Annotated in this window: 20 protein-coding genes and 2 pseudogenes; 6 read left to right on the forward strand and 16 right to left on the reverse strand. The window is 49.2% G+C overall.

What is annotated here, in order from left to right; translation table 11 throughout:
• Positions 1-33 precede the first annotated feature (33 nt).
• Positions 34-894: a S1 family peptidase gene (locus D3P07_RS19985; RefSeq protein WP_119802009.1), complete on the reverse strand. Its 861-nt coding sequence runs from the start codon at positions 892-894 to the stop codon at positions 34-36.
• 235 nt (positions 895-1,129) lie between these two features.
• Entirely contained in the window at positions 1,130-2,869 is a 1,740-nt protein-coding gene (locus D3P07_RS19990) for an ABC-F family ATP-binding cassette domain-containing protein (protein WP_119802010.1), read from the reverse strand.
• A gap of 230 nt (positions 2,870-3,099) precedes the next feature.
• Here D3P07_RS19990 and D3P07_RS19995 point away from each other — a divergent pair, with 230 nt between their 5' ends.
• Together D3P07_RS19995 and D3P07_RS20000 are read left to right on the forward strand one after the other, a co-directional pair.
• The gene (locus D3P07_RS19995) at positions 3,100-4,284 is read left to right on the forward strand and encodes a hypothetical protein (protein ID WP_119802052.1); all 1,185 of its coding nucleotides are present in this window, start codon (positions 3,100-3,102) and stop codon (positions 4,282-4,284) included.
• The gene (locus D3P07_RS20000; RefSeq protein WP_119802011.1) at positions 4,281-7,289 is read left to right on the forward strand and encodes a DEAD/DEAH box helicase; all 3,009 of its coding nucleotides are present in this window, start codon (positions 4,281-4,283) and stop codon (positions 7,287-7,289) included. The genes D3P07_RS19995 and D3P07_RS20000 overlap by 4 nt, the downstream gene beginning before the upstream one ends.
• Before the next feature lie 69 nt (positions 7,290-7,358).
• On the opposite strand, the gene D3P07_RS20005 is transcribed toward D3P07_RS20000, so the two are convergent.
• The 12 genes from D3P07_RS20005 to D3P07_RS27935 form a co-directional block, all read right to left on the reverse strand.
• A complete protein-coding gene (locus tag D3P07_RS20005; protein ID WP_119802053.1) occupies positions 7,359-8,027 on the reverse strand; it encodes a DNA alkylation repair protein in 669 nt (222 codons plus the stop codon).
• Positions 8,028-8,232: 205 nt separating this feature from the next.
• Positions 8,233-8,949, reverse strand: coding sequence for a response regulator transcription factor (locus tag D3P07_RS20010; protein ID WP_119802012.1), 717 nt, complete (start codon positions 8,947-8,949; stop codon positions 8,233-8,235).
• Between the two features lies 1 nt (position 8,950).
• Positions 8,951-10,432 (reverse strand): sensor histidine kinase, encoded by a 1,482-nt coding sequence (locus D3P07_RS20015; protein WP_119802013.1) that lies wholly within the window; start codon positions 10,430-10,432, stop codon positions 8,951-8,953.
• A gap of 3 nt (positions 10,433-10,435) precedes the next feature.
• On the reverse strand, positions 10,436-11,158 hold the full coding sequence (locus D3P07_RS20020; RefSeq protein ID WP_119802014.1) for an ABC transporter permease: 723 nt from the start codon (positions 11,156-11,158) through the stop codon (positions 10,436-10,438).
• On the reverse strand, positions 11,155-11,877 hold the full coding sequence (locus tag D3P07_RS20025; RefSeq protein ID WP_182914421.1) for an ABC transporter ATP-binding protein: 723 nt from the start codon (positions 11,875-11,877) through the stop codon (positions 11,155-11,157). Before D3P07_RS20025 ends, D3P07_RS20020 begins: the two co-directional genes overlap by 4 nt.
• Positions 11,878-11,905: 28 nt before the next feature.
• On the reverse strand, positions 11,906-12,877 hold the full coding sequence (locus tag D3P07_RS20030) for a hypothetical protein (RefSeq protein WP_119802016.1): 972 nt from the start codon (positions 12,875-12,877) through the stop codon (positions 11,906-11,908).
• A gap of 442 nt (positions 12,878-13,319) precedes the next feature.
• A complete protein-coding gene (locus D3P07_RS20035) occupies positions 13,320-14,402 on the reverse strand; it encodes an alkene reductase (RefSeq protein ID WP_119802017.1) in 1,083 nt (360 codons plus the stop codon).
• A gap of 57 nt (positions 14,403-14,459) precedes the next feature.
• A complete protein-coding gene (locus D3P07_RS20040) occupies positions 14,460-15,245 on the reverse strand; it encodes an SDR family NAD(P)-dependent oxidoreductase (RefSeq protein WP_119802018.1) in 786 nt (261 codons plus the stop codon).
• Positions 15,242-15,943: an SDR family oxidoreductase gene (locus tag D3P07_RS20045; RefSeq protein WP_119802019.1), complete on the reverse strand. Its 702-nt coding sequence runs from the start codon at positions 15,941-15,943 to the stop codon at positions 15,242-15,244. Before D3P07_RS20045 ends, D3P07_RS20040 begins: the two co-directional genes overlap by 4 nt.
• 48 nt (positions 15,944-15,991) lie before the next feature.
• On the reverse strand, positions 15,992-16,984 hold the full coding sequence (locus D3P07_RS20050; RefSeq protein WP_119802054.1) for an NADP-dependent oxidoreductase: 993 nt from the start codon (positions 16,982-16,984) through the stop codon (positions 15,992-15,994).
• A 90-nt stretch (positions 16,985-17,074) separates the two neighbouring features.
• Entirely contained in the window at positions 17,075-17,653 is a 579-nt protein-coding gene (locus D3P07_RS20055) for a TetR/AcrR family transcriptional regulator (RefSeq protein ID WP_119802020.1), read from the reverse strand.
• A gap of 131 nt (positions 17,654-17,784) precedes the next feature.
• The gene (locus D3P07_RS27935; protein WP_119802021.1) at positions 17,785-17,931 is read right to left on the reverse strand and encodes an S-layer homology domain-containing protein; all 147 of its coding nucleotides are present in this window, start codon (positions 17,929-17,931) and stop codon (positions 17,785-17,787) included.
• Positions 17,932-18,231: 300 nt separating this feature from the next.
• Here D3P07_RS27935 and D3P07_RS28035 point away from each other — a divergent pair.
• From D3P07_RS28035 to D3P07_RS20070, 4 genes and pseudogenes are all read left to right on the forward strand, one after another.
• Positions 18,232-18,459, forward strand: a pseudogene (locus D3P07_RS28035) (response regulator); the annotation flags it as partial.
• Positions 18,436-18,541, forward strand: a pseudogene (locus D3P07_RS28040) (DNA-binding response regulator); the annotation flags it as partial. The pseudogenes D3P07_RS28035 and D3P07_RS28040, both read left to right, overlap by 24 nt.
• Positions 18,514-18,867, forward strand: coding sequence for a winged helix-turn-helix domain-containing protein (locus D3P07_RS28045; protein WP_483870199.1), 354 nt, complete (start codon positions 18,514-18,516; stop codon positions 18,865-18,867). The pseudogene D3P07_RS28040 and the gene D3P07_RS28045, both read left to right, overlap by 28 nt.
• A complete protein-coding gene (locus D3P07_RS20070; RefSeq protein WP_119802023.1) occupies positions 18,864-20,273 on the forward strand; it encodes a sensor histidine kinase in 1,410 nt (469 codons plus the stop codon). Before D3P07_RS28045 ends, D3P07_RS20070 begins: the two co-directional genes overlap by 4 nt.
• A 231-nt stretch (positions 20,274-20,504) precedes the next feature.
• Here the strand turns inward: D3P07_RS20070 and D3P07_RS27940 are convergent, their stop codons facing one another.
• Complete coding sequence (locus D3P07_RS27940) at positions 20,505-20,684, reverse strand: S-layer homology domain-containing protein (RefSeq protein ID WP_119802055.1); 180 nt, start codon at positions 20,682-20,684, stop codon at positions 20,505-20,507.
• Between the two features lie 65 nt (positions 20,685-20,749).
• Positions 20,750-22,828 carry an S-layer homology domain-containing protein gene (locus tag D3P07_RS20080; protein WP_119802024.1) on the reverse strand — a complete coding sequence of 693 codons (2,079 nt, stop codon included), beginning with the start codon at positions 22,826-22,828 and terminating at the stop codon, positions 20,750-20,752.
• Positions 22,829-23,379: the final 551 nt, after the last annotated feature.

Below are 23,379 nucleotides of genomic sequence, written 5' to 3' on the forward strand. Positions count from 1 at the left end.
TACTTTAGCATGATGTCGAAAATATAAATGTTTTTATTCTACTGGCGGCAGCAAAGTTCGCAGCAGGGTCTCCATGTCGGCAATCGGTACGGCCAAACCAGCCTCTATCATTTGGTCTTGATGCCCGACATCGGCAGTGGCGAATACAACGGCAATGGCTTTGCCACGCTTGTTCATAACGGGAGAGCCGCTATTGCCGTTATAGATCGGCGCATCAAGAGCCATGACCGACGTCTGGCGGCCTTGGATCGGGACCAAGCCGATAATAGTGCCTTCGATGGCGATTTGCGTGAAATGAAGCGGATTGCCAATCACGTAGATTTGTTCATCAGGCTCCCACTGCTTGTTGTCTCGCTCGACTTCAATAAACGGCAGCCGTTGATCCCCGATGTCCGCCTTCAGTATGGCGATATCCAGATCGGGATCGCTGACCGACAGCTCCGCTTTATAAATCTGACTTTGCTCCGGGAATTTCACTACAATATAGCCGTTATCTTCGATGACGTGATAGTTGGTCACAATATAACCGCCGTTAATGTGAAATCCGGTGCCCTTGCCATTATCCGTGCTGACTGTAACAACCGCTTCTTTATAGCCTTGGATTTCAGCTTGGCTGGATAATTCCTTCGACTTAAACAAGAGGGGGAGCGTCTTCATGTTGTAGATTTGCGGCAAGAAGGCCACTATATTTACGGCTAGAGCGGCCACGAGCAGGAATATGATCGTATTTCTGATCCACTTCCGTCGGCTGGCTGATGAACCCCCGTCGTCCTCCTCCTCTTCCGACTCAAAGTCCCACTCCTCGTCTGCATCCGGGTGGTCATTCTCATGTTCTTGCATATCTTCGGAATTAGAAAGAGAATTCTCTTTGTTTCGACTCGGATTATTTTCCATGCGCATCCCTCCCTACTCGCCGTAATCTTGTCCCGTTATTGTATCATCAAATTGCCTATCATTGGGGGAAGATGGCGGCAACGTCCTGCGTCGCATGGAATACATGATTAGTGCAAAGGAGAATTCAAACAAACCACTTCCGGGAATGGAGTGGTTTGTTTGGGTTACTACGTTGATATTGTTCTACCATCATCATGTTTTATTGCTGAACTGGCTTCACTTCGAGGGTTGTCATTTAAAGCAATTGAATCAGCTCTTCCAGCTCATCTACCAATCCTTTTGCAAGTTCAAAATCAGTATTTTTTAGAGCCAATTCTATTTTCATTTCAACTGACTTTTTCTTTTGTTCCGTTTCCAAATAGTCTTTATCAAAATGACTATCATAAATCATCCCTCTAAAATTCGGCAAAGTCATTTTTCTAATCGTCTTATCGTCAATAATTAAAACATAATCCATTCCATTTACAACAGAATAGAAATCATGAGAAATCATGAGAATCGCACCTTTAAATTCTTCAATGGCTTTCTCCAGAGCTAGTTGTGAATAGGTATCTAAATGGCTTGTCGGTTCATCAAGAAGCAATACGTTTGCTTTACTGGCAGAAACCTTAGCCAATTGAAGCAAATTTTTTTCTCCGCCAGATAGAGATTCTATCTTTTGACTAAGGGTTTCTCCTTCAAAGCCGTAGTTTGAAAGATACAATCCGATCTCATCGTAAGTTGTAAACCCTGCATCGATGAATTCTTCTAGTATTGTATTAGCGTCCTGTAGCATTTCACCTTGAAACTGAGATAAATAAGCCACTTTAACATCAGCATTGATTTCAATGGAAGCATGATTATTTTTGAAAACATCTCGAAGTAAAGTCGTTTTCCCAGTACCATTTGCACCGATAATCGCTACTTTATCCGTAGATTTTATCTCAAAGTTAACATGGTCTAGCAGCAGCTCATCAAAGCCAGCACTATAATTATGGACACTTACAACAATAGTGTCTTCCACTTCATTATCCATACCAAAACGGATATTCGGTTGTTTAATTTCAACGAATGGCGCTTTAATTCTACGCGCTTCCAGTCTTTCTTGAAATCTGACTCTTGCTTTTAACGCTCTCCCTCTTGAAGCGTCTGAATTATAAGTTGCGATAACTCTAAGATTGTTGATGATCGTATCGTTTCTCTCCATCTCTTCTTGTTCAGCGACTGCGATTTCTTGCAGCTCAATTTTTGTCTGAAGTAAGGAGAAGTTATACTCGATATATCGCCCATCAAACTCCTGGATCTCCCTATTTTCAAGGTGAATAATTTTGTTGAAACAATGATTCAATAGATATCGGTTGTGCGTTACAACCAGCAGTATGCCTTTGTACGAGTTAATTAGTTTTTTAAGCGCATTTAGGTTTTCGAAGTCTAGAAACACATCGGGCTCGTCCATAATCATGAAGTCGGGACGATTAAGCATTTCCTTCATCACTTGAATAAGTTTGAATTCCCCGCCGCTCAGGTCGGCTACCTTACTATCTCTTCGCTTCATAAGGTTTGCTACATTTAGCTGCTTATGAATGTTGCTTTCAAAATCATCCCCGCCAATAGCATCCAATGCGTCTAAAGCGAATTGATACTTTTCCAGTAACGGTTCTATATCTGTTGAGGTTTCCATTTCCGTGCAAATCGATTGAATTTCATTTTGAAGCTTAATAAATGGTTCTCCTATATATTCAAAAACAGTTGTTTCTTTTGCATTGTCTAGTTCTGAGAACTGACTTACATAACCAATCGTGCAATCGGGGTCCATCTCTAATTTTCCATCATAAAGATATCTTTCCGGGTCCATCAGTATATCTATTAACGTACTTTTCCCACTGCCGCTTGTTCCGATAAAAGCGCAATGCTGTGCTTCTTCTAACGTAAATGAAATGTTGGTATATAGTTCTTTTTGCGGAAACGAGAAGGATAAGTTATCGACTTTTATCATAGTGTTACCTTTCTTGATAGCTAAAATGGTGACTATTATTGGATGTATTGCAAACCTTAGGTTATGAGTTTACCGCTGTTAGAGTAACACTGTTTACAACCAACTTCAATCCTATTTTATTGGGTCCTAGATCAATGGTCTATAGGCTGTATGCCGTCTTGACCATTTATCGTTATAATGAAGGAACGAATTTACGAGCGGCCAAGCTCAAGAAAGGAATAACTGCCATCATGACAAAAAAGAATTCGAATTCACCGATCGGGCTGAGCGTTGTCCAGTGGCAGGATCTGATCGCCAGCTGCGCCCGGAAAACGGCGAACACCCCGTACGAAATAAATTATGGCACCGAGGTCCGCTCCATGGTGCGCCCCTTCATGTCGGAGTTCACAACCGAGGAAGCCTGGCTGTTCGAGCTGAACGTCGGCCTGTTCTTGCTCCGCAAGCAATCGACCGGTCGCCACTTGGGTTACTTCGCCCAGATGGCGGCATCCGATACGCTACATGCCATCGAGAGTCAACTCCATAACGACTTGCCGCCGGAGATCGCAGTCAAGCAACAGGGGCGACTACTGGAGACGGCTGCATATATTCGTGATACGGCAACCGCGAATGCATGGTCCCCTCCAGCCTATCTGGATATCTACGTGGAGCTGTGGCTGATCCTGGTATCCTCCGCTGCGGACAGCTCTCGTCTCGTCAAGGAGGAGCTGGCGCATTTGGCCGAGGGATCCGGCAAGGAAAATAAGCTCTTCCCGCTCGTCGCCCTCGCCTGGATGCGCTTCTGGCTGGGGGAGGATCAAGAGGCTTGGCGGCTGCTGGATGCTGCAGAGCGGCATGGGCTCGAGCCCGGGCAGGTATTTCGTTTCCTGCGCCAGCTGGAGGAGAATGACGAATGGACCCGGCTTGAAGCCTGGCTAAGCCATTGCGCGAACGAGCAAGTTGGGCGCAGCCCCGGCAGCCTTGGTGAATATGGCCACTATTGGGATGCCGTCGCCCGGCGACTACCGGAGGCCGAGGAACGAATGTGGAGCGTGATTGCGAGCCTGCCTCCCTACTGCAGCAGCTTGTACGAGGAGAAACTGATGCGCTATGGCCGCTTCCGGCAGTGGATTGACTATCAGCTTAGCCACGGCAGCGATCCGTTCGGCTTTCGAGCCAAGGATCTGCAGCCCATCGAGAAGGAGGCGCCGGATGCGCTGCTGCCTTTTTACCACCAAGGCGTGGAGAAATACGTGTTGTTAAAAAACCGCGACGGCTATAAGCGGGCCGTCAAGCTGCTCAAACGGCTGGCCAAGCTGTACAAGAAGCTGAAGCGCGAGCAGCGGTGGGAGTCGTACATTGAGACATTCGCCAGCCGGTATAGCCGGTTGCGAGCCCTCCAGGAAGAGCTGCGGAGGGGAGGACTAATTCCATGACGAAGACTACTACTTATAACCTGGATACCATCGCGGTTCGAATGGTGCTGACGTCGCATGGCGACGCGTTGTTCTTCGCGGACCCGGATTCGCTGCGGGAGTGGACCGGACCCCAGCTGAAGCATCGCCTGTTCGCCTGGCACGAACCGTCCTTCTATGGCACCGAGCTGGAGCTCGTCAAAGTCGGGGAGCTCGAGGCCGTCGTTCTGCCCGCCGAAGATGTCATTGCCTTCTTCGCCTCGGGACCGCACCTGGAGCATATCAAGTGGAAGTGGGAAGACGATGCCGCGCGCTTGGCCGCATTAGCGCCGCTCTTGGGCGAGTGCCTGGAGAAAGGGCTGTATGCGCCCGACCTTGCGGCTTACCGCAGAGGCTCCCTGCGCTGGAGCTGGGATGCGGCTGCGGTCTGCGCGACCTTCGGACAGGCGCGTCGCGACGAACTGGACCTGGAGCGCGGCAGCTGGAGCGTTGAGGCGCGCGACGGGCTAATGGCGGCCTTCTCAGCGGCCGTAACGAGCCCCTTCTACGGTACGGAGCCGGACGAGGCGGATCTGCGACGGGAATTCCCGGCTCTGTTCGCGCGCGAGAACGCGGCGGCCGCTACGGCGGGACTCGACGACGAGACCTGGCTTGTGCAGATCGGCTGGAAAGCGGATGTCGCACCGTTCCGCCCCCTGCTGCAGCTAATGGAGCCGTGGGAGGGCGACGAGCACTCCCGCTGGCGGCTGCGGCTCGTGCTGCAGGACAAGAGCGATCCGGCTAAGCTCCGAAGAGTGCGGCTCGGCGACGACGGCTCGGCGGCAGGCAAGTGGCCCGACGCATGGGCGGAAGCTATTCGGAGCCGCTCGGACGGTTGGCTGCAACGGCTGCGGGTTAGTCTTCCGCACGATCGGCTGTCGCGCGGCGAGGACGTGCTCGGCAAGCCGCTTGACGACGAGGCGGCCTGGCGGTTCCTGAACGAGGACAGCCGCCGGCTGCTCGAAGCCGGCTGGCAGGTCCTGCTGCCCGCATGGTGGGAAGCTGCAAGCCGCAAGAAGCCGCGGCTGCGCGCGGCGGTGCAGTCGGAGGACGAATCCAGGAAACGGGGCGGCGGCAAGTCTTTGTTTGGTCTGGATGCAATTATGAGCTTCAACTGGCGCATCTCCATCGGCGACGCCGACCTGAACGAGGAGGAGTTCGACGAGTTGCTCGCGCGAGGGGAGCGTCTCGTGAAGTTCCGGGACCGCTGGATCGTGCTCGACCCGGCATTGATCGCCCAGATCCGCCGCATGATGGAAGGCATGGACAAGAGCCAGGGATTAAGCTTCCAGGATGTGCTGCAATTGCATCTGCTCTCGCAGGGCGAGGCGGACGGCGACGCGGATGGCGGGGCGACGGACGCCAGCACGGAGACTTTCGGGGCCGATGCCGCCCGCGTCCAGCTTGAAGTCGAACTGGGCGCGCATTTGACCGGGCTGTTCGCCAAGATTAATCAACAGAGCGAATGGCCTCGGCTCGATCCGCCGGCCGGTCTGCGTGCCGAGCTGCGCAGCTACCAACAGGATGGATTCGCCTGGCTGGCTTTTCTCCGCCGCTTCGGACTCGGTGCCTGTCTCGCGGACGACATGGGCCTCGGCAAGACAGTCCAGTTGATTGCCTACCTGCTTTACGCCAAAGAGCAGACGGATGAGGGCATGCGGCTCCCTTCGCTGATCGTCTGCCCCACGTCGGTACTCGGCAACTGGCAGAAGGAGATTTCCCGCTTCGCCCCATCGCTGCAAGTGGCCATGCATTATGGCTCCAGGCGTAAGAGCGGCGACGCGTTCCGGAACGAGGCGCGCAGCGTTGACGTCGTGCTGACCTCCTTTGCTACCGCCTCGCTCGACCAGGAAACGCTGGCCGCTTTCCAATGGGGAGCCGTCTGTTTGGACGAAGCACAGAATATCAAAAACGCCGGGACCAGGCAGGCCGCGGCGGTCAAGAGCTTTCCCGCGCTCCATCGCATTGCGCTCACCGGAACGCCGATCGAGAATCGGCTGGCGGAGCTATGGTCGATCTACGATTTTACCGTGCCCACTTACCTTGGCTCCGCCAAGGCGTTTCAGGACCGCTTCGCTACCCCGATCGAGCGCGAACAGGACGGTCGTCGCACGGCTGAGCTAAAGCGGCTAGTAAAACCGTTCATGCTGCGGCGCAAAAAGAAGGATCCCGCCATCCAGCTCGACCTGCCGGACAAAAACGAGATGAAGACGTATGTTCCGCTTACCTCCGAGCAAGCTGCCTTGTACGACAATTGCGTCAAGGAGCTGCTCGAGAAGCTGAAGAAGCTCGACGGCATCCAGCGCAAAGGCGCGATTCTCGGAGCGCTGACACGTCTCAAGCAGGCATGTAACCATCCGGCTCTACTGGATGAGGATACGGGAACGGAGCTGGAGGATGGCCCTCTGCAGACGGAAGCGATCGTCGCCCGCTCCTCCAAGCTCGAGAGGCTGCTGGCGATGGTCAAGGAGCTGCGCGAGGCGGACGAGCGCTGCCTCATCTTCACGCAATACATTGGCATGGGCAAAATGATTCAGGATGTCCTCCAGCGCGAGCTGGGCGAACCCGTGCTGTACCTGAATGGCAGCACGCCGAAGACGCAACGCGACCGGATGGTGGAGCGGTTCCAGTCGCATGACCTGCCGGCATCCGATCAGCCCAACGTGTTTATCCTCTCCCTCAAGGCGGGAGGCGTCGGGCTTAATTTGACCGCGGCGAACCACGTCTTCCACTTCGACCGCTGGTGGAACCCGGCCGTCGAGAACCAGGCGACCGACCGGGCCTACCGGATGGGCCAGACACGCGACGTGCAGGTGCATAAATTCATTTCGCTCGGCACGCTTGAGGAACGCATCGACGAGATGCTGGAGAACAAGCAGCAGCTAAGCGACAACGTGATCTCCAGCTCGGAGAGTTGGATTACCGAGCTCTCGACGGATGCGCTGAGGGAGATGTTCTCGCTGCGGCAGGAGTGGTCGCGCGATTAAGCGGGATTTGAGCAACCACTAGCAAAAAGGATCTGGAAGCTTTCTTTCAGATCCTTTGTTCAGGGGTAACTAGTTATTATTTCGTTTGTTAACTTCAATCGCAATGAACTCCGGCAAATAATTAGGAGTACAGCCCTTTGATACCATTTCATCTTTATAAAGACCCGTTTTCTCCCCAAGTTTCATACAACGTGCACGATTCTTTTCATCATAAACGCCTATCCAGCCTGCGGTGAAATTCATAGCCCATTGCACTTCCGGTTCTTCCTGCGTAATATTAGCTTCTAATTTAGATAGTAAGTCTGCGGTGTTATCAGGCGGTGTTTGTCCCGTCCATCTCAATCGCGCTTGATAATACCAGAAAGCTCGCCTTTGAAGAGCAGAAGGGCTATTTTCCCATGACTCCATCAAAGCAATTGTCTTCTTGTCTTTGGTGAGCTGATTTGCCATTAACCAATCCATTACGTTATTTCGCTCATCAAAAGTGTGAATCTGCATATCCTTATCAAGCTTATTTAGCACTTCTTGTGAAAGAAGTTTTTTATCCATAATTAAGCTTGCTAATAGTCTGGGCAAAAACTCTTCGGTTGACCAAAGTTCCATAGCTAGTTCGTGATCTTTTTTAATGTCCTTCGCGATCTTTCGTAAGTCGCCTAGCTTAGTTTTACTATTGATCTGTGATAGAATGTTTTCTGCTTTTGAAGAGCATTTCATTTCTGTACTTTTATTCTTATTTATTTGACACAACTCCTTTATTAAAGCACTCTTTCATAATATGTCCTTGGCGTGATATATCAATAACTTCATTTCGTTATAAGAATAATTGCATACCATTGTAAAAGGCTTGATTCATTTCGCCGTCACTTATGATAAGGCTCACCGTACCCAACTAAACGCAAAAAGAAGCAGTGCCCGGAATTATAGGGAGGGACTGCTTGCGCATTTACACCTTGAAGCGATACCCCGCGCCCCATACGGTCTCGATAAACTGGTGTTGTAACGGGTCCTTCTGGATCTTGTCCCGGATCTTCCCCACATGGACCGTGACCGTGGCGGTATCGCCATAGTTCTCGATCCCCCAGACCCTATCCAGCAGCACCTCCTTGGAATATACCCGATCCGGGTTTTCCGCGAGGAACAGCAGCAGGTCGAATTCTTTTGCTGTCATCGTAACCTCCGCCCCGCGCAGCGTCACCCGTCTTGCATCGACCTGGATCGTTAGTTCGCGAATGTTCAGCTCACGCGGCTTCTGGGCATGCAAGTGACCGGTGCCTGTTGCGACACCGGTCAATCGGTCATATCGTTCGAGATGCGCCTTCACCCGCGCCACGAGCTCCGTTGGGCTGAACGGCTTCGTCACATAATCATCCGCCCCTAAGCCGAGGCCTCGGATCTTGTCGATATCCTCCTTGCGGGCGGACACCATCAGCACCGGAATAAACTTTGTCTCCCGGATCCGTCGTAATAGATCAAAGCCGTCCATGCCCGGCAGCATGACGTCCAGAATGATCAGATCGTATTCTTGCTCCAGCGCCTCCTCAAGCGCTTGCCGTCCGTCTGCCCGAAGGGTCACCTCATAGCCGTGTACCTCGAGAAAGTCCCGCTCCAGCTCAGCGATCGCTTGATCGTCCTCAACGATTAACACTTTCCGCTTCGACATCTCACGCTCTCCTCGCATCATTGCTATCCCGCTTTATCGGAATGCTAATCATCACCGTCATGAACTGTCCCGGTTCGCTTCTCGCATAGATCGTTCCGCCATGATTCGCAATAATCTGCTTGACGATGGCAAGGCCTAACCCGGAGCCGGCCACGTTCTGATTCCGGAACGCATCCCCCCGATAGAAACGATCGAAGATCCGTTCCAGTTCGTCCGGTCCCATCCCGGGTCCGTTATCCGTAACCGCGAATACCCAATCCTCCGACTGCCGCCCGAAGTAAACATGGATATGGGGCTCCTTCTTGTCCATGAATTTCACCGAATTGCCGACGATGTTCAGCATGACGCGCCTCATCTTCTGGACATCCATCGTCACAACATCATTTTGCCCCGCCTCATATTCGCTCGTCAGCCGCACGCCCGCGCTCTCGTACTCCATTTGCAGTTCACTCATCGTCTGCCGATAGAACGACTCCAGCGGCACCGTCTCCAGGTGGAAACGCTCCTGTTCGAGATCCAGCTTCGACAATAGGAACAGATCGTCGATCATCCGGTCCATATCGAGCGTCTTCGCATAAATCACGTCGATATACTTCTTCAGCTTCTCCGGATCGTTCGCGATGCCTACCCGAATCCCCTCCACATAACCCTTGATCGAGGTCAGCGGCGTCTTCAGATCATGCGAAATATTCGAGATCAGCTCCTTGCGGTTCTCCTCCAACGCTAGCTGAGTGTCGATCGATCGTTGCAGCTCGCTGCGCATCTTCTCATACGAGCGGATCACGCTTCCCACTTCGTTGCGCACCTTGGATTCCAGACGGAAGTTCAAATCCCCTTCCGCAATGCGCCGGGAGCCCTGTTCGAGCTGTCGCAGCGGCCTTACGATATCCCTCGTCGTGATCCAGAGAAGCGGGACCAGAATGATACCGATTAGAATCGCAATGCCGAGAAGCACGAATAACTCGAATCGGTTTGTCTTGCTCCCTGCATCCGTCATATCGGCGACCAGGTAATACGTTAGAGGACTGTCGATCTCAGGGAAGTCGTACCCTACCGAAAGCAAGTCGCGTTCCTCCCACGCGCTCACGACGAACATGTCGTCTGCGTTCGGCCCAATCGTGGACACATCCTGCCGCAGCTGCCTCAGGAACGCTTCTCCTTCGCTGAGCGCGCCGTAGCTTTCCCAGCTCTCTCCTTGCCGGACGACAAGGAAGCCCCCGAACGGCTGCAACCGATCGCCAATGGAGGCTGCAAACGCGGGGGACGTCAGATCCTCCGGCGTGTACCGCTCCGCATAGCGCAGGTCCACGAACAGATCGATGCTCCGAGAGAACGCTTCATGCGGGGACTGATCCTTCACGATACCGCTTGCGAGATACGAAAGAATCGCCGTGACGAGTCCGATTCCGGTCATCGCAACGATAATCGCCGTCAGTAAAGTGCCAAATAAATACGCTAAAATGAGTTTCAATCGAATGGACATAAGTCAGATCTCTTTCCTTTGGAAGGCCAGCAAGCCCAATATAGTGCCAATGATATAGTAGGCTGTCATAAATAGCAACGTCGAAACTGTCATAGTGACATCCCCCCCGTACAGGAGCGGTTGCAGCCAATCTGCATAGTTCGTGACGAAGAATCGATTCAGCTGCGGCTCGAAAAATCCGACGACGCTCATCGCCATCCACAGCACGACACTCACCACCAGCCCGACACCGCTGCTCCCCACCCATAGGGACACGCTGTTCGCCAGTACGAGCAACAAACCGCTGAACAGGATCGCACCGCCAAGCTCCGCTACACTCGCCCAAAGCGAGGACGGCGCAGGCACGCCGTGAAGAATTAAGCCTCCAATGAATGTCGGCACGAACATACACAATATGATCAAAGTACCGGCCGTTAAGCCCGCGAACAATTTCCCCATGAAGAGAAACTCTCGGCTGACCGGCAGCTTCAGCGCATGCTTGATCATCCCCTTGTATTCACCAACCATAAGGTCACTGCCGAGCGCCCCCATGAAAAAAGGAAGCACGACCGCGAGCAGCAGCTCGATTGCCGTCAGCGAGAGGTTATCGTCCAGTCCAAGTCGGTCGCCGATAAAGACGAAGAGAACACCAATGATGAAGGAGAGAAGTAGCAGAACCTTCAGCTTGCTTCCGCGGAACAGCTTGCGCAGCTCCTCTGCGGTGAGGTAATTCATCTGCGTGATCATTCGGCCCCGCTCCTTTCCTGTGCGAGATGATGCAAATAATAACCCTCCACGCCTGCAAACGACTCCCGGATCTGCACGATGCCCGCCGTATGGACATGCCGCCCCTCATAAATAATGCAAGCATGCGTGATCCAGTCCTCAATGTCGTGCACCTGATGCGACGACACGATAACGCTCATCCCCGTGTCGGCCACGAGGCCGCGCAGCATCAAAGCGATCTCCCGTCTACCCTCGATGTCCATGCCCGAGAATGGCTCATCGAGCAGCAGCAGCTTCGGCCGGTGGAGCAGCACGCTAGCAAGTTCGATCCGCTGCTTCATGCCGGTGGAGTAATTCTTGATCTTCAGGTCTCGGTGCTTCATCATGCCTACGAGCTCCAGCGTCTGCCGGATGCGTGCTTCATCGACACCCGGGTATAGCTTATGGTAGCATCTCAGATAGTCATATCCCGTGAGATAGAGGTACGGAGACGGCTCTCCGATCATCAAGCCCATGTGCGGCCTCGTCAAATCGGGCCGGTCGGCGACGGAGGCGTTGTTCCAGCACGCTTCCCCTCGGTCTGTCCCGATCCAGCCAGCCATCGCCTGCAGCGCCGTCGTCTTCCCAGCGCCGTTCGGTCCCAATAAGGCGACAACCTCACCGGAATGCACGGTGAGGTTCAACCCTTGGATGCCGCGACCGCCGGGGTAGACCTTCGTCAGATCGTTCACTTCGAACATTTGCATGGTCCTCCCGAAGTCAATTGTTTTAGCTGCGGTCGTCGAACATTGCCGCGTCGAGCATTTCGACGGACTTGCCGGCAGGGTCATACGCATCCGGCGTCGTGGCATTGATGCCGCTAAAGTCGCCTGCGCCTTCCATCTTCACGCGGTGGGAGACACCCGCTTCATCTTTGCCGCTCACTTCAAGCTCACCTTGCACGGCTTGCACCTCGTTATTCGCATCGACCGTCATTTGCAGACGTACATGTTCAATTGCAATGTCTTCCGTCAACTCCGGCAATTGCGCCTCCAGGTCGATTCCCTCAAGTCCTTGGAAGAAAGGAAGCTGTTTAAGTTGCCCCCACTCCGCATGCGCTTCCGGCGTATGGGCGTGCCTGATCCTGTCCTCGGCCGATGCAGCGTCCATTAGTAAACGTAACGGGAGCGGAATGTCCTCCTTGCTGATGTCGACCGTAATCGTCTTCGATCCGTCCGCCTGGTTCGACACGCTGAAGTTGTCCTTCAAGTCGCCGACCATGAAATCGAGGAGCGCTTCTTCCGCTTTGTTCATCGGGCGATCCTGGAAGTCCTCCTCATCCGACCAATCACGATATTCGCCGGTGTGTTCATCGTTCAAGTTGATCACCTGATAATGCAGATCATGCGTCCGGTCTACAAGATAGACTTTGTCGTCGCCATTGCTGTACAGGCTGGCGTTTCGTTCGATACCCATGAGCGTAAAGTCGAGGTCGCCGCTGACGTTTTGCCCGCTGCCTGCTTCTCCCATCTTCGCCGAGCCGTCCGCCTTCAGCACCGTCTTGCCGTCAACCGTAACGCTGAAGTTTCCGTTGACCGTCGCGCTTTCGATTGCGGCCCCCGACGTATGATTCGCTTTAAGCACCGCTTTGAACGCATCGTAACCTTCCGTATTCGGAGAATACGCGAAAGCCGTCGCCGTAAATACCGTCATTGCAGCCAACGCCGCGCAGATCATGATGATTTTGTTTTTCTTTTTCATTTCCCACTCGCTCCTTTAAGGTTGTATGGTCTCTCTCTCTTGCCTACAACCTTATTCTAAAGGAGGAGTCTAAAGTCCCTCGAAAGCAATTCGAAAATTTTTCTAAAATCCAGAAATCAGGCAATTGCGCTACCCTGGTGTATGCGGCACCCGTAGCGTTTCTCGCCATTCCCAGGCTACCCTGCCAGTTAAAAAAGGCCCAACCCCTGAATACAGCGAGGTTGAACCCTTCGGTTACATTTCCTTTATCTGGGGATTAACGTTTGATTCTTTCTCCCCCAAAAAATTGCTTCAATTATGGTACGGTTCTCCGTAACGGGTCTAACGGCGAATTTTAAGGCCCCAAAAGTTGAAATAGAACAAGGTGACGCTGGTTGAGGACCGTCGCCATCTTGTTCCAAAATATTTGTGAAAACTTGATTTATTACACTATGAGCTATGGTTACCCTTCTAGAGATTTTATTTCTTTCATCGTAGGATAATCCGTATAGCCCTCGCTTCCGTTACCAGAGTACAATGTTGTACGATCTGCTTCATTCAAAGGAAAGCCTTCTTTAAGACGTTCAACTAAGTCCGGGTTAGCTAATGACCATACCCCGACTGGCGCCATATCAGCAAGGCCATTATCAATATCTACACTAAGATTTTCTAGAGCCCGTCCAGCTCTATTGACTAATAATGGATTTGGCCAGATGTTGCGAATTTCACGGAGAAGTGTTTCGTTCCCTAAATGCATAACATGGAGGTAAGCTAAATTATATTCAGCTAATTCTTTTACAAGATGAAGATAAACTTCAGGACCGTGTTCGCCCTCATCAATTCCGTTAAGAGGTGTTCCCGGCGAAATACGGAAGCCTGTTCGTTCTGCTCCAATTTCTTCAACAATTGCTTTCGTTACTTCAATTGCAAAGCGAGCACGGTTCTCTATCGATCCACCGTATTTATCCGATCGTGTATTAGAACTCTCACCAATAAATTGATTAATCAGATAACCATTTGCTCCATGAATTTCAACGCCGTCAGCTCCTGCTTTAATAGCTGCCGCTGCTGCTTTCCGGAAGTCTGCAATTGTCGTCTGGATATCTTCTTCACTTAACTCTCTTGGAACGGGTATTTCCTGCATCCCTTTAGCCGTAAACATTTCTACACCGGGTGCGATCGCAGATGGTGCAACGGGTTGACGATGATGTGGTGTATTGTCGGGGTGCGAAACCCGACCGACATGCATTAATTGGATAAATATAAATCCACCAGCTTCATGTACCGCATCCGTAACCTTTTTCCAACCTTCAATATGGTTTTCCGTATAGATGCCCGGTGACCTTAAGTAACCTTGACCATCATCAGAAGGTTGTGTGCCTTCAGTAATAATTAAACCCATCGATGCTCTTTGAGCATAATAATGGGGAGTTAGCTCTCCCGGCGTACCATCCTCTTGCGCTCTACTACGTGTCATTGGTGCCATCGCTAACCGATGAGGTAATTCCAGGTTGCCAATTTTCGTTCTGCTCCACAGTTTTTCCATTGTTAAAAACCCCTCTTTGAATTGAGTTTATTTTATTAACTCCAATGTTTCTTTCGACTATCGCTCCACTTTAGCCTGTGCGGATCTGACCGCATTTGTCATGAACTTGCGAGGCAGCAACCGCGGTAAGAACGCCATGAATTTGTTGCGCCCCCCTGTTATGATTAAAGTCTTGCCCCGCAAGAATTCGCGATATCCTATGTCAGCCACCTGCCCAACTTCCATGACGCCGCTTCTAAACAGCTTTGAGGTGGCTAGCCCAGCACGATCGACAAAGCCAGTCGCTGTCGCTCCCGGGCAGAGTGCGGACACAGTCACGCCTGTGCCGCGCAGCTCATTCTCCAAAGCCTCGGTGAACGATAGCACGTACGCTTTTGTCGCGTAGTAAACTGCCATTAGTGGTCCAGGAAAAAAAGCCACCAACGAAGCCACATTCAGCACGCCCCCTTGGTGCCTTTTGACCATATCCGGTAAGAACACCTTCGTCATTACAGTCAGAGCCTTGATATTGATGTCGATCATATTCGCCTCTTGCTCCAGCTGTGTCTCCAAGAATTCCCCGTACAAGCCGAAGCCTGCATTATTAACAAGAAAGTCGACGGTGATCCCTTTTTCTTTAAGCTCCCAGTAGATTTCCTCCGCCACGCCAGGCAACGCAACATCTTTGGCGATGTATGTCGTTTGGATACGGTACTTTTCCCGATATTCCCTCGCGAGATCCACGAGCTTGTCCTTGCTGCGTGCGACCAGCACCAAGTCGTATCCGTTTTTGGCGAAACGATCCGCCAGCTCTTTGCCAATTCCGCCCGACGCTCCGGTAATTAGTACAGTTTTGCTCATCATTTAAGCTGTGGGTAAATAGCAGAAACACCGCCAGCGAGAGTACGCTGGAGTTGACGGCTCAGTTCATCAGCAAGAATTTCAAAGCTATCGGACTCTATTCCATCAATTGCAATTTTTGCAATATCAGCAGGGTTGGACTTCGGAGCTTCAACGCCTGACGTCATGTCCGTATTCATAAAGCCCACATGCAAGCCAGCTACTCTCACATTTTTAGGGTACAGACTTAATCGCAACTCGTTCGTCATTGCCCACTCGGCCGCCTTTGCAGCCGAATAAGCGCCTTCACTCCCCCCACTACTGAACCATGATAATGCGGAAAGGATATTCAGTATGGATCCTCCACCATTATTAATAAGAATAGGTGCGAAATTGCGAATCATGGATAATGTGCCAAAGAAGTGCGTATTAAATTCCAACTGAATTTGATCGAGATCACCGTCAAGCAAAGTAGCTCCTGTAGCCGAGCCTGCATTGTTGATCAGAAGCGTAACATCTTGAGCGGCCATAGCAGCTGCCGCTACCTCTTGAGGGTTCGTAATATCAAGCTTTACAGGAATTGCACCGGGAATGTCAATGGACTGCGGATTTCTTGCTCCGGCATACACCTTAGCCCCCCTGGATAGAAGTTCAAGGGCAAGATGGCGACCAAAACCTCGGTTCGCGCCAGTGACAAATGCAACTTGTTGAGAAATATTCATTTTCATGTGCTCCTTTTATCGTTTATTTTTGGTTATATCAGAATGCGATTACTTTATTCTTAATATGATTTTCCCTTTTGCTCTGCCCGATTCGGAGTACTCCAACGCCTTTTGAGCGTCTTCCAAAGAAATTATACGATCAATAACAGGCTTTATTTTCTCTGATTCAATCAATTCGGAAAGTATCTCCAGTTGTCTGCCGCTCGGTTTCATGAACAAAAAGCTGTATTTGACATTGAATTTTTTCTCTAATTTTGTGATCTTACGGGCTACCAATCGAAATAGATTCGTTTTGACGAAGCCAGCCCTCTCCTCTTCTCCGAAGCGCGCATTGGGCGGCCCTACGACGGATAAGATTTGACCTTGCTTTTTGACAACTTTAAAGGCTTTCTCTAAAGTCTCTCCGCCTTTAGTATCGAAAACGGCATCATAACCTTGTAACAGCGTATCGAATTGCTCTGTTTTGTAATTAATGATTCGATCGGCTCCAAGCGACTCGACCAATTTGGCTCCAGCTTCGCTTGCCGTTGTTGCGACATAAAGTCCCATCGCTTTGGCAAGTTGGATAGCAAAAGTACCGACTCCGCCGGAACCAGCTTGTATCAATACCTTCTGTCCGGCCTTTAGTTTCAATTTTTCATGCAATACTTGATAGGAGGTAAGCCCGACCAATGGAATGGACGCCGCTTCCTCAAAGGTAAGGTTGCGAGGCTTGAGCGCGATATCGTCTTCATTCACGGAGATATATTCAGCGAAGGCTCCGCCCTTGCTTGGTCGTCCGTATACTTCATCGCCGACCTTGAACTTTCTAGCCTTCCGTCCCGCTTGAATGACCACGCCTGCAAAATCATATCCTAATACATGAGGCATATCGATTTTCTGCAGGATGCGTATTTTACCGTCTCTCACCAGAAGATCGAGAGGGTTCACGCTGGCCGCATGGATTTCCACCAGCACATCGTGATCGCCTACTGCGGGCATTGGAATTTCAGTTGATCTGAGCGGGAATTTCCCGTATTTGTCCAATACCATAACTCTCATCTTTTCTTGTTTAAACATTGACTGGTTCCTCCTTTTTAGTTTCGGTACGCTTTTGGGAACGATCATTCTAGTTTAATCAAAAAAAAGCTATCACCTCTCTAATAGTTTCATAGATGTATGTGTGATACGGTGAAGTTTTTCTTTGGCAACCGACATTCTTGCCATTGCCCTTAAACCAACCCATACATTATGCAGGTATTCCGCCAATTCTCCGGCCTCGTAATCCGTGGTGAATTCGCCTTCCCGCTGCCCCCAGAGAATAATTTCCTTGAGTTGCTGCTCTGCACTTGCAAATGCTTGAGTGAGCTTGGCATCAACCTCGGCATCGCGTACTGCCAATTCTACTGCGGAATTCACCATTAAACAGCCGGAAGGCGAGTCTGCTTGTCCATCAATCATGAAGCCGAATATAAATTGAAGAGCTTCCTTTGCAGTCTTGGAACGTTTAATTCCAGATGCAAGCTCAGCATTGATTTTCTCGCTAAAACGATCCATCGCTTTTAAAAACAGCTGATGTTTATCGCCAAATGTGTCATACAAACTTCTTCGATGGATTCCCATGTGCTCGACCAGATCGGTCATGGACGTCTTCTCGTAGCCCTGTTGCCAGAAGAGTCTCATCGCTTTATCCAATACTGTACTCTCTTCAAATTCCTTGCTTCTCGCCATTTCTTTTCCCCCCGTTATCAATATAGCATATTGAGAACGATCAGTAAAGAATCGACGCCTTAACGACTCACCCTATCACGAATTCGCCGTCATTTATGGTAAGGCTCACCTTATCAACTATAGAGCGAAATTTAAAAAGGAAATCTCTGAAATAAGACGGCTGCTTCGGCTCTTGTTGTCGGTTCATCCGGGACAAACTTATTTCCACTTCGCCCTCTTAGAAGTCCATTCTTATGGGTTGCTGCGATATACGACTTAGCCCTGGCTGGTATTCGCACATCATCTCCTCACTGTTGGCCTCCCACCTCATTGCTCTTGAAACCATCACCGCCATTTCTGATCGGCTTACCATTTGCTGTAAACGCGTTGTCCAATCGGGATATCCCTTGAGAATTCCCTCTGCCACTATCTTAATGAATTCTTAATGAATGTTATAAAGTATATATTTCTCTATTTATTATTGTTATGATTTGATCACGATTATGAGTGGTTGCATGTCACTTATGAGGGAGGAATAATTCACCATTATAAACATTTTAATTGTAGATGATGAACCCGAAATTCGTCAGTTAATTCGAATGCACTTAGAACAAGCAGAACTGCAAGTCATTGAAGCCCATTCAGGACGACAAGCTATTCAATTGTTACAGAAATATACGGTCGAATTATTAATACTGGACCTCATGATGGATGATGGCAACGGGTTCGAGGTGCTGCAATATTTGCGAGAAACAAATGCTAAACCGTTAGTAATTGCGCTTAGTGCAAGACGAGAAGTGCAAGACAAAATCCTGACGCTCGGATTAGGTGCAGATGATTATGTCACAAAGCCTTTTAGCCCAGTGGAATTAGTTGCTCGCGTGCAAGCACAGTTAAGAAGACATCGCCCTCATTCTTCTTATCCTGCTAAGATTCTACGTTTAAATAAATTAGTCCTGGATATAGATAATTATCTTTTTCGAAATGATGGAATATCATTTTCTGTAACTCCGGTAGAGTGCCGACTTTTAGAAATGTTCATGCAAAATCCAGACCGCGTTTTAACCAAAAGGGAAATTTACAAGCAGGTATGGAATCATGAGAACTTTGATGATAACAATTTAAGTGTTTTTATAAGCAAACTGCGAAGCATTCTTGAATCTACAGAGGACTCGCCTCATTACCTTCACACCATACGTGGGATCGGTTACAGATTCTCAGGTGATGGTCAATGAAAAGTAGAACAAAGCTTTGGCTGCTTATGCTCATTAGTGTAATCATTAGTATTCTTCTGTTTTCTTCACTTAGCCTCATTATGGGCAAAATAGGAGACCGGGGATATAATCTGAAAGCCCTGAACGACATCTCGCAAGAAGTCCTTGAAAAAATGGCTACGCGTCAATCTTTCCATATCGAAGACATAAAGCCAATACTGGATGATGCTCATAGCAACCACCCTAATATTCGTTATGAGTGGATTTCAACAGATGGATCGACGGTTTATGATACCTTCGGAGAAAAGAAATCGTATGATTTCGGGCAGCTTGCAAATCGAATGCTCAATATGCCTCAGAACCTATGGGGGGGCGATGGACCGATCACGCTTACTTACTCCATTAGCCAAGAGGGGCAACCCTATTATTTATTGATGAGCTTATCCAGCGGCGACATGAAAAATGGGCAAATTTACTTCTTCATGCGCACGTTTAAAGCCATGTATACTTTTATGCTACCGTTAATTGTTGCTTTATTAATTCCCTATCTGCTATCTCTATGGTTTTTCTCTTCCATGAATAAACGAATTAGTAAGCTTAACCAGGCTATAGGACAGCTTAATCTCCAAAGTGAAATTACTGTACTAGAGGACACGAAAAAGGATGAAATTAGCCTGCTCACTTCGCATTATAATGCCATGGCACGCCGTATTCAGAGTCAAGGCGAACAAATCAAGCAATTTGACACCAGACGTAATCTACTGCTGTCTAATCTTTCTCATGATCTACGCACCCCACTAACGATGATTTTAGGCTACGCAGAAACGATTCGCGCTGGGTTGTATAAGGATGAGAAGGAGCTGCAAGCGAGTGCCAAAGTTTTGCTGCAGCGCTCTCGTTATATCGATAAGCTTTTAGATCAATTGTTAGATATTACTCACCACGATGAGGGAAATTTAGAGCTTCATGTCGAAGTGCATAATGTATCTGAAATGATGCGAAAAATTGCTGCCGACTACTTGATGTTTCTTGAGGGACAGAACTTCACTGTTGAAGTAAATATCGCTGATGAGGATATCCAAGCCTGGATTGATGCCTCCCTAATCGAACGCGCGCTGCGAAACCTGTTGGATAACGCGATACGATACGGATCAGAAGGCCATTATCTCGAAATGGGACTTTCAGAAAAGGATGATACCCTATTCATGATGGTTATCGATAAAGGACGAGGCATCTCTTTACAGGATCAAGAGCATGTTTTTGAACGTTTCTACCGTATTGATGACAGTAGAAAAGGCGAAGGACTCGGCATAGGACTATCCATAGTGCAAGAGATCATTGCCCACCATGACGGATCAATTACCTTGACGAGTGTTCCTTTTGAAAAGACGGTTTTTGAAATCCACCTACCAAAAAGGTCGGCGTAAACAGTAGTAACGCTGACCTTTTTACCTGCATCCAACCAACGTGCCACACTCCCCGTAGAGAGTAACTATCCGCGCTCTTATTTTTTAAAACTCATTCAGAATAAAGAGTAATATCACTTCTTAGAGCATGAGAACAATCAACGTCCTAAATAGGGAGTCTAATAGGGTACCCTTTGGGTGCCCTATTAGCTATAAATCATATATGAATTTCCAAATATGCTTACTTTAACTCTATTTACTCTCTTGAGCGATCATCTTCAACAGAATCGTTACTGCCTCTGCCCTTGTCGCCTTATCATTTGGAGCGAATTTGTTTGCACCTTTTCCTGTTATTAGACCAAGACTTTCAACGCTGCTACAGAGCAGAGGGGGGTCATCCCACTGTGCTCTGTATTCAAGGTTAGCATACAGCTAGATATCGTTCGGCTGTAATTCGTCCCCGGTTACCCGTGCCGTTCACGACAGCAATCGTCAGTTTAGAGGTTCTGATTCGGATTGTTCGGGCCGTTTGGGTCGTTTGGGTTGTTCGGGTTGTTCGGGCTAGGTTCCGGACTTGGACTCGGACTTGGGCTCGGACTTGGTGTTTGTGCCGTTGATTGCCCGTTAATAGCCTTCACGCCAGAGAAGTCCTCCTCATTTTCAAAAAACGATGCAGGATTTACTTCAGGTGGAACGATTAGATTATGAATAGAAGTGCTGGCACCCAAAGCAAGCTGAGTGTTGCCTCCAGCTAACTGCATCGTATCAATCCCCGGCACATTCAGGGAAACACGTCCGGCATTGACGGGCATTGTCACCTTTCCGATATTGCTTAAACCGGCGAAGGAGGTTAAGGCGTTTAGTGCAGGGGCACTCAAAGCCAAAGTATCGATAGTCAGCGTACCGATTGGCAATTGACCGTCATATTCCACGCCAACACCACCGTGAAGAGTGAGTGTATCAAGCTTAGAAGACTCATCGAGACTGAGTTCGGTATCCACCCCCGCTATAAAAAAAGAACTATTTATGTTTGCAAAACTAACATTTAAGGCATCGTGATTTCCACCAATGCTTCCTAATGGACTAGTAATTGCTCCTACCCAAAATGCAAGACCTTCCGGATCTGGTTGTCTTCCGAATATATCCGTGTAGCTTGCGCTAATAGTTGGGTCTGTACTAGTCCAATCATTTCCAGCACTATATTCAGGAAAACTTGCGAAGCTCTCGGCAGTCGCAATAGTGAAGTCGGCATTAATATTGTCTAGGTAAAAACTTATGTCCGCCGCGGAGGGGTGGTCAAAGTATGAAATATAAAGTTCAGAGACAAATGAGATATCTACCGCTCCCAGGGTGCGGACTTCTCCCTTTGACTTGGAGCCTGGCTGGGACGTCTGGTCCTCACTGGCATCAACCTTTTTCACTAGAGCGCTGTTAAACAAAAATAATTGGCCGAGATCGCTATGCTCGAACCATATATTTGTGATCTGTGAATTCGGACGACCATTATCTTTCAGGAAGACCGTTTTGCCTTGAACGAGCACGTTGAAGGCAAAGAAATCCGACTGAACTGCCGGGGCCAAATTCAAATCCCCTTTAACCTCCAAGCGAGCTACCGCAACCTGATTTGCGCTCACAATTACATTTCCGTTAACGGTGTTGCCTTTAGCATCAAATATGATAGGTGCAGCCATTCCGGCTAATGCGTCTTTGTATCCGATAATGAGCCCTTCAACAGACGAAATCGTATCCCCCGTATTAGTAAATTGAATCGCCGCATTGTGTAATGCAGCTTTGTTCGACAGTTGAAAAATGCCTTGTACCGATTTGCCCGCGCGATAGATTTGGCCATCGATCTTAATTGTGCCGTCATCGGCAATGTCCTGAATAATAGACGGACTGAAGAAGGAGCGATAAAGCAGAGTTATCCCTTCGGCCAGCACAATGTTTGCGTTCGGAGCGAAGCTATCCTTCGATTTCCCTGACACAATACCCGCTTTCGTCAATGCGCCTACTGCGCCAGCGTACCAGCTTTGCTGCGGAACATCACGGAATTGGCTACCGCCTTGCGGCTCTGACTTCAACTTTTTGGCCGTAACAATCAAACTCGCCACTTCAGCCCTTGTAATATTTGAGTTCGGGCGGAATGTGCCGTCTGTGTAACCTTTCGCCAGCCCCTCATCATGGAGGGCAGTAACATACCCGGTTAATTCGCCATCTGCAGGTATATCCTTAAACTTTGAGGCGTTTTTGGAAGGGGACAGCTCTAGCGAGATCGCAAGAAACCTGGCAAACTCGCCGCGTGTCATAACAAGCTGGGGACTCAACTTATCTCCTTGCTTCGGATTAAGAATCCCCAGCATAACCCAAGTGTTAACCGCCTCTGCGTACCATGCTGTATCTGGTACATCCGAATAGCGTTGCTGGTTCATGATGAGAGCAGAAGTAGCAGATCCCGCTTGGCTTACCTGCGTCTGCGGGACTTCGGCCGCCGCACTAAAAGGAGAGCAGATGGACAGAAACAACAACAAGACAAGCGCAACAGATAGAAATTTAGTACGATTAATAGTAAATATCATTAGGATTCTCCTTTATGTTCGTCTGATTAACGGAAATAAACTACGCGTCAATAATCATCCTAACATTATTTACATCATCGAATCTTAATGAAATCTTAATGGATTCCCGTAGCTAACCTTCGCGAATACGAAGCTAGTAGTAGAACTGAATAGGGCTTACAGTCTTTTAAGCTCAGAGCGGAGTAGCTATATTGCGAGTATGAATTTCTAACCCTTGCATTCCATATTGTTCCTATTTTCGTTTCCGTTTTCCCAGCGTACACAAGGAGTCCCAAGCGATGAAGAGGTCCCCATTCGTTCGATCACTTTGACCCCCCAAAAAACAGGATCACTTGATGGCATGTTTTATTAAAAGTAAGATAAAAACTCTTTTAACATACATCGCAAATAACTACAAGAGAAAGTAAAAGCCCACCCCAAAGGTTGATATGCTCCCCTTTAGGTAGACAGGTGAAATAATAAAACCTGTTTATCAAGGGGAGTTTTTTTTCATGTCCAAAATAAATGAGTACTGCGTGGAAGAGAAATTAGCCATTTTGAAGGAGCATGAA

Source organism: Paenibacillus sp. 1011MAR3C5, from assembly GCF_003591485.1.
Lineage (GTDB): Bacteria > Bacillota > Bacilli > Paenibacillales > Paenibacillaceae > Pristimantibacillus.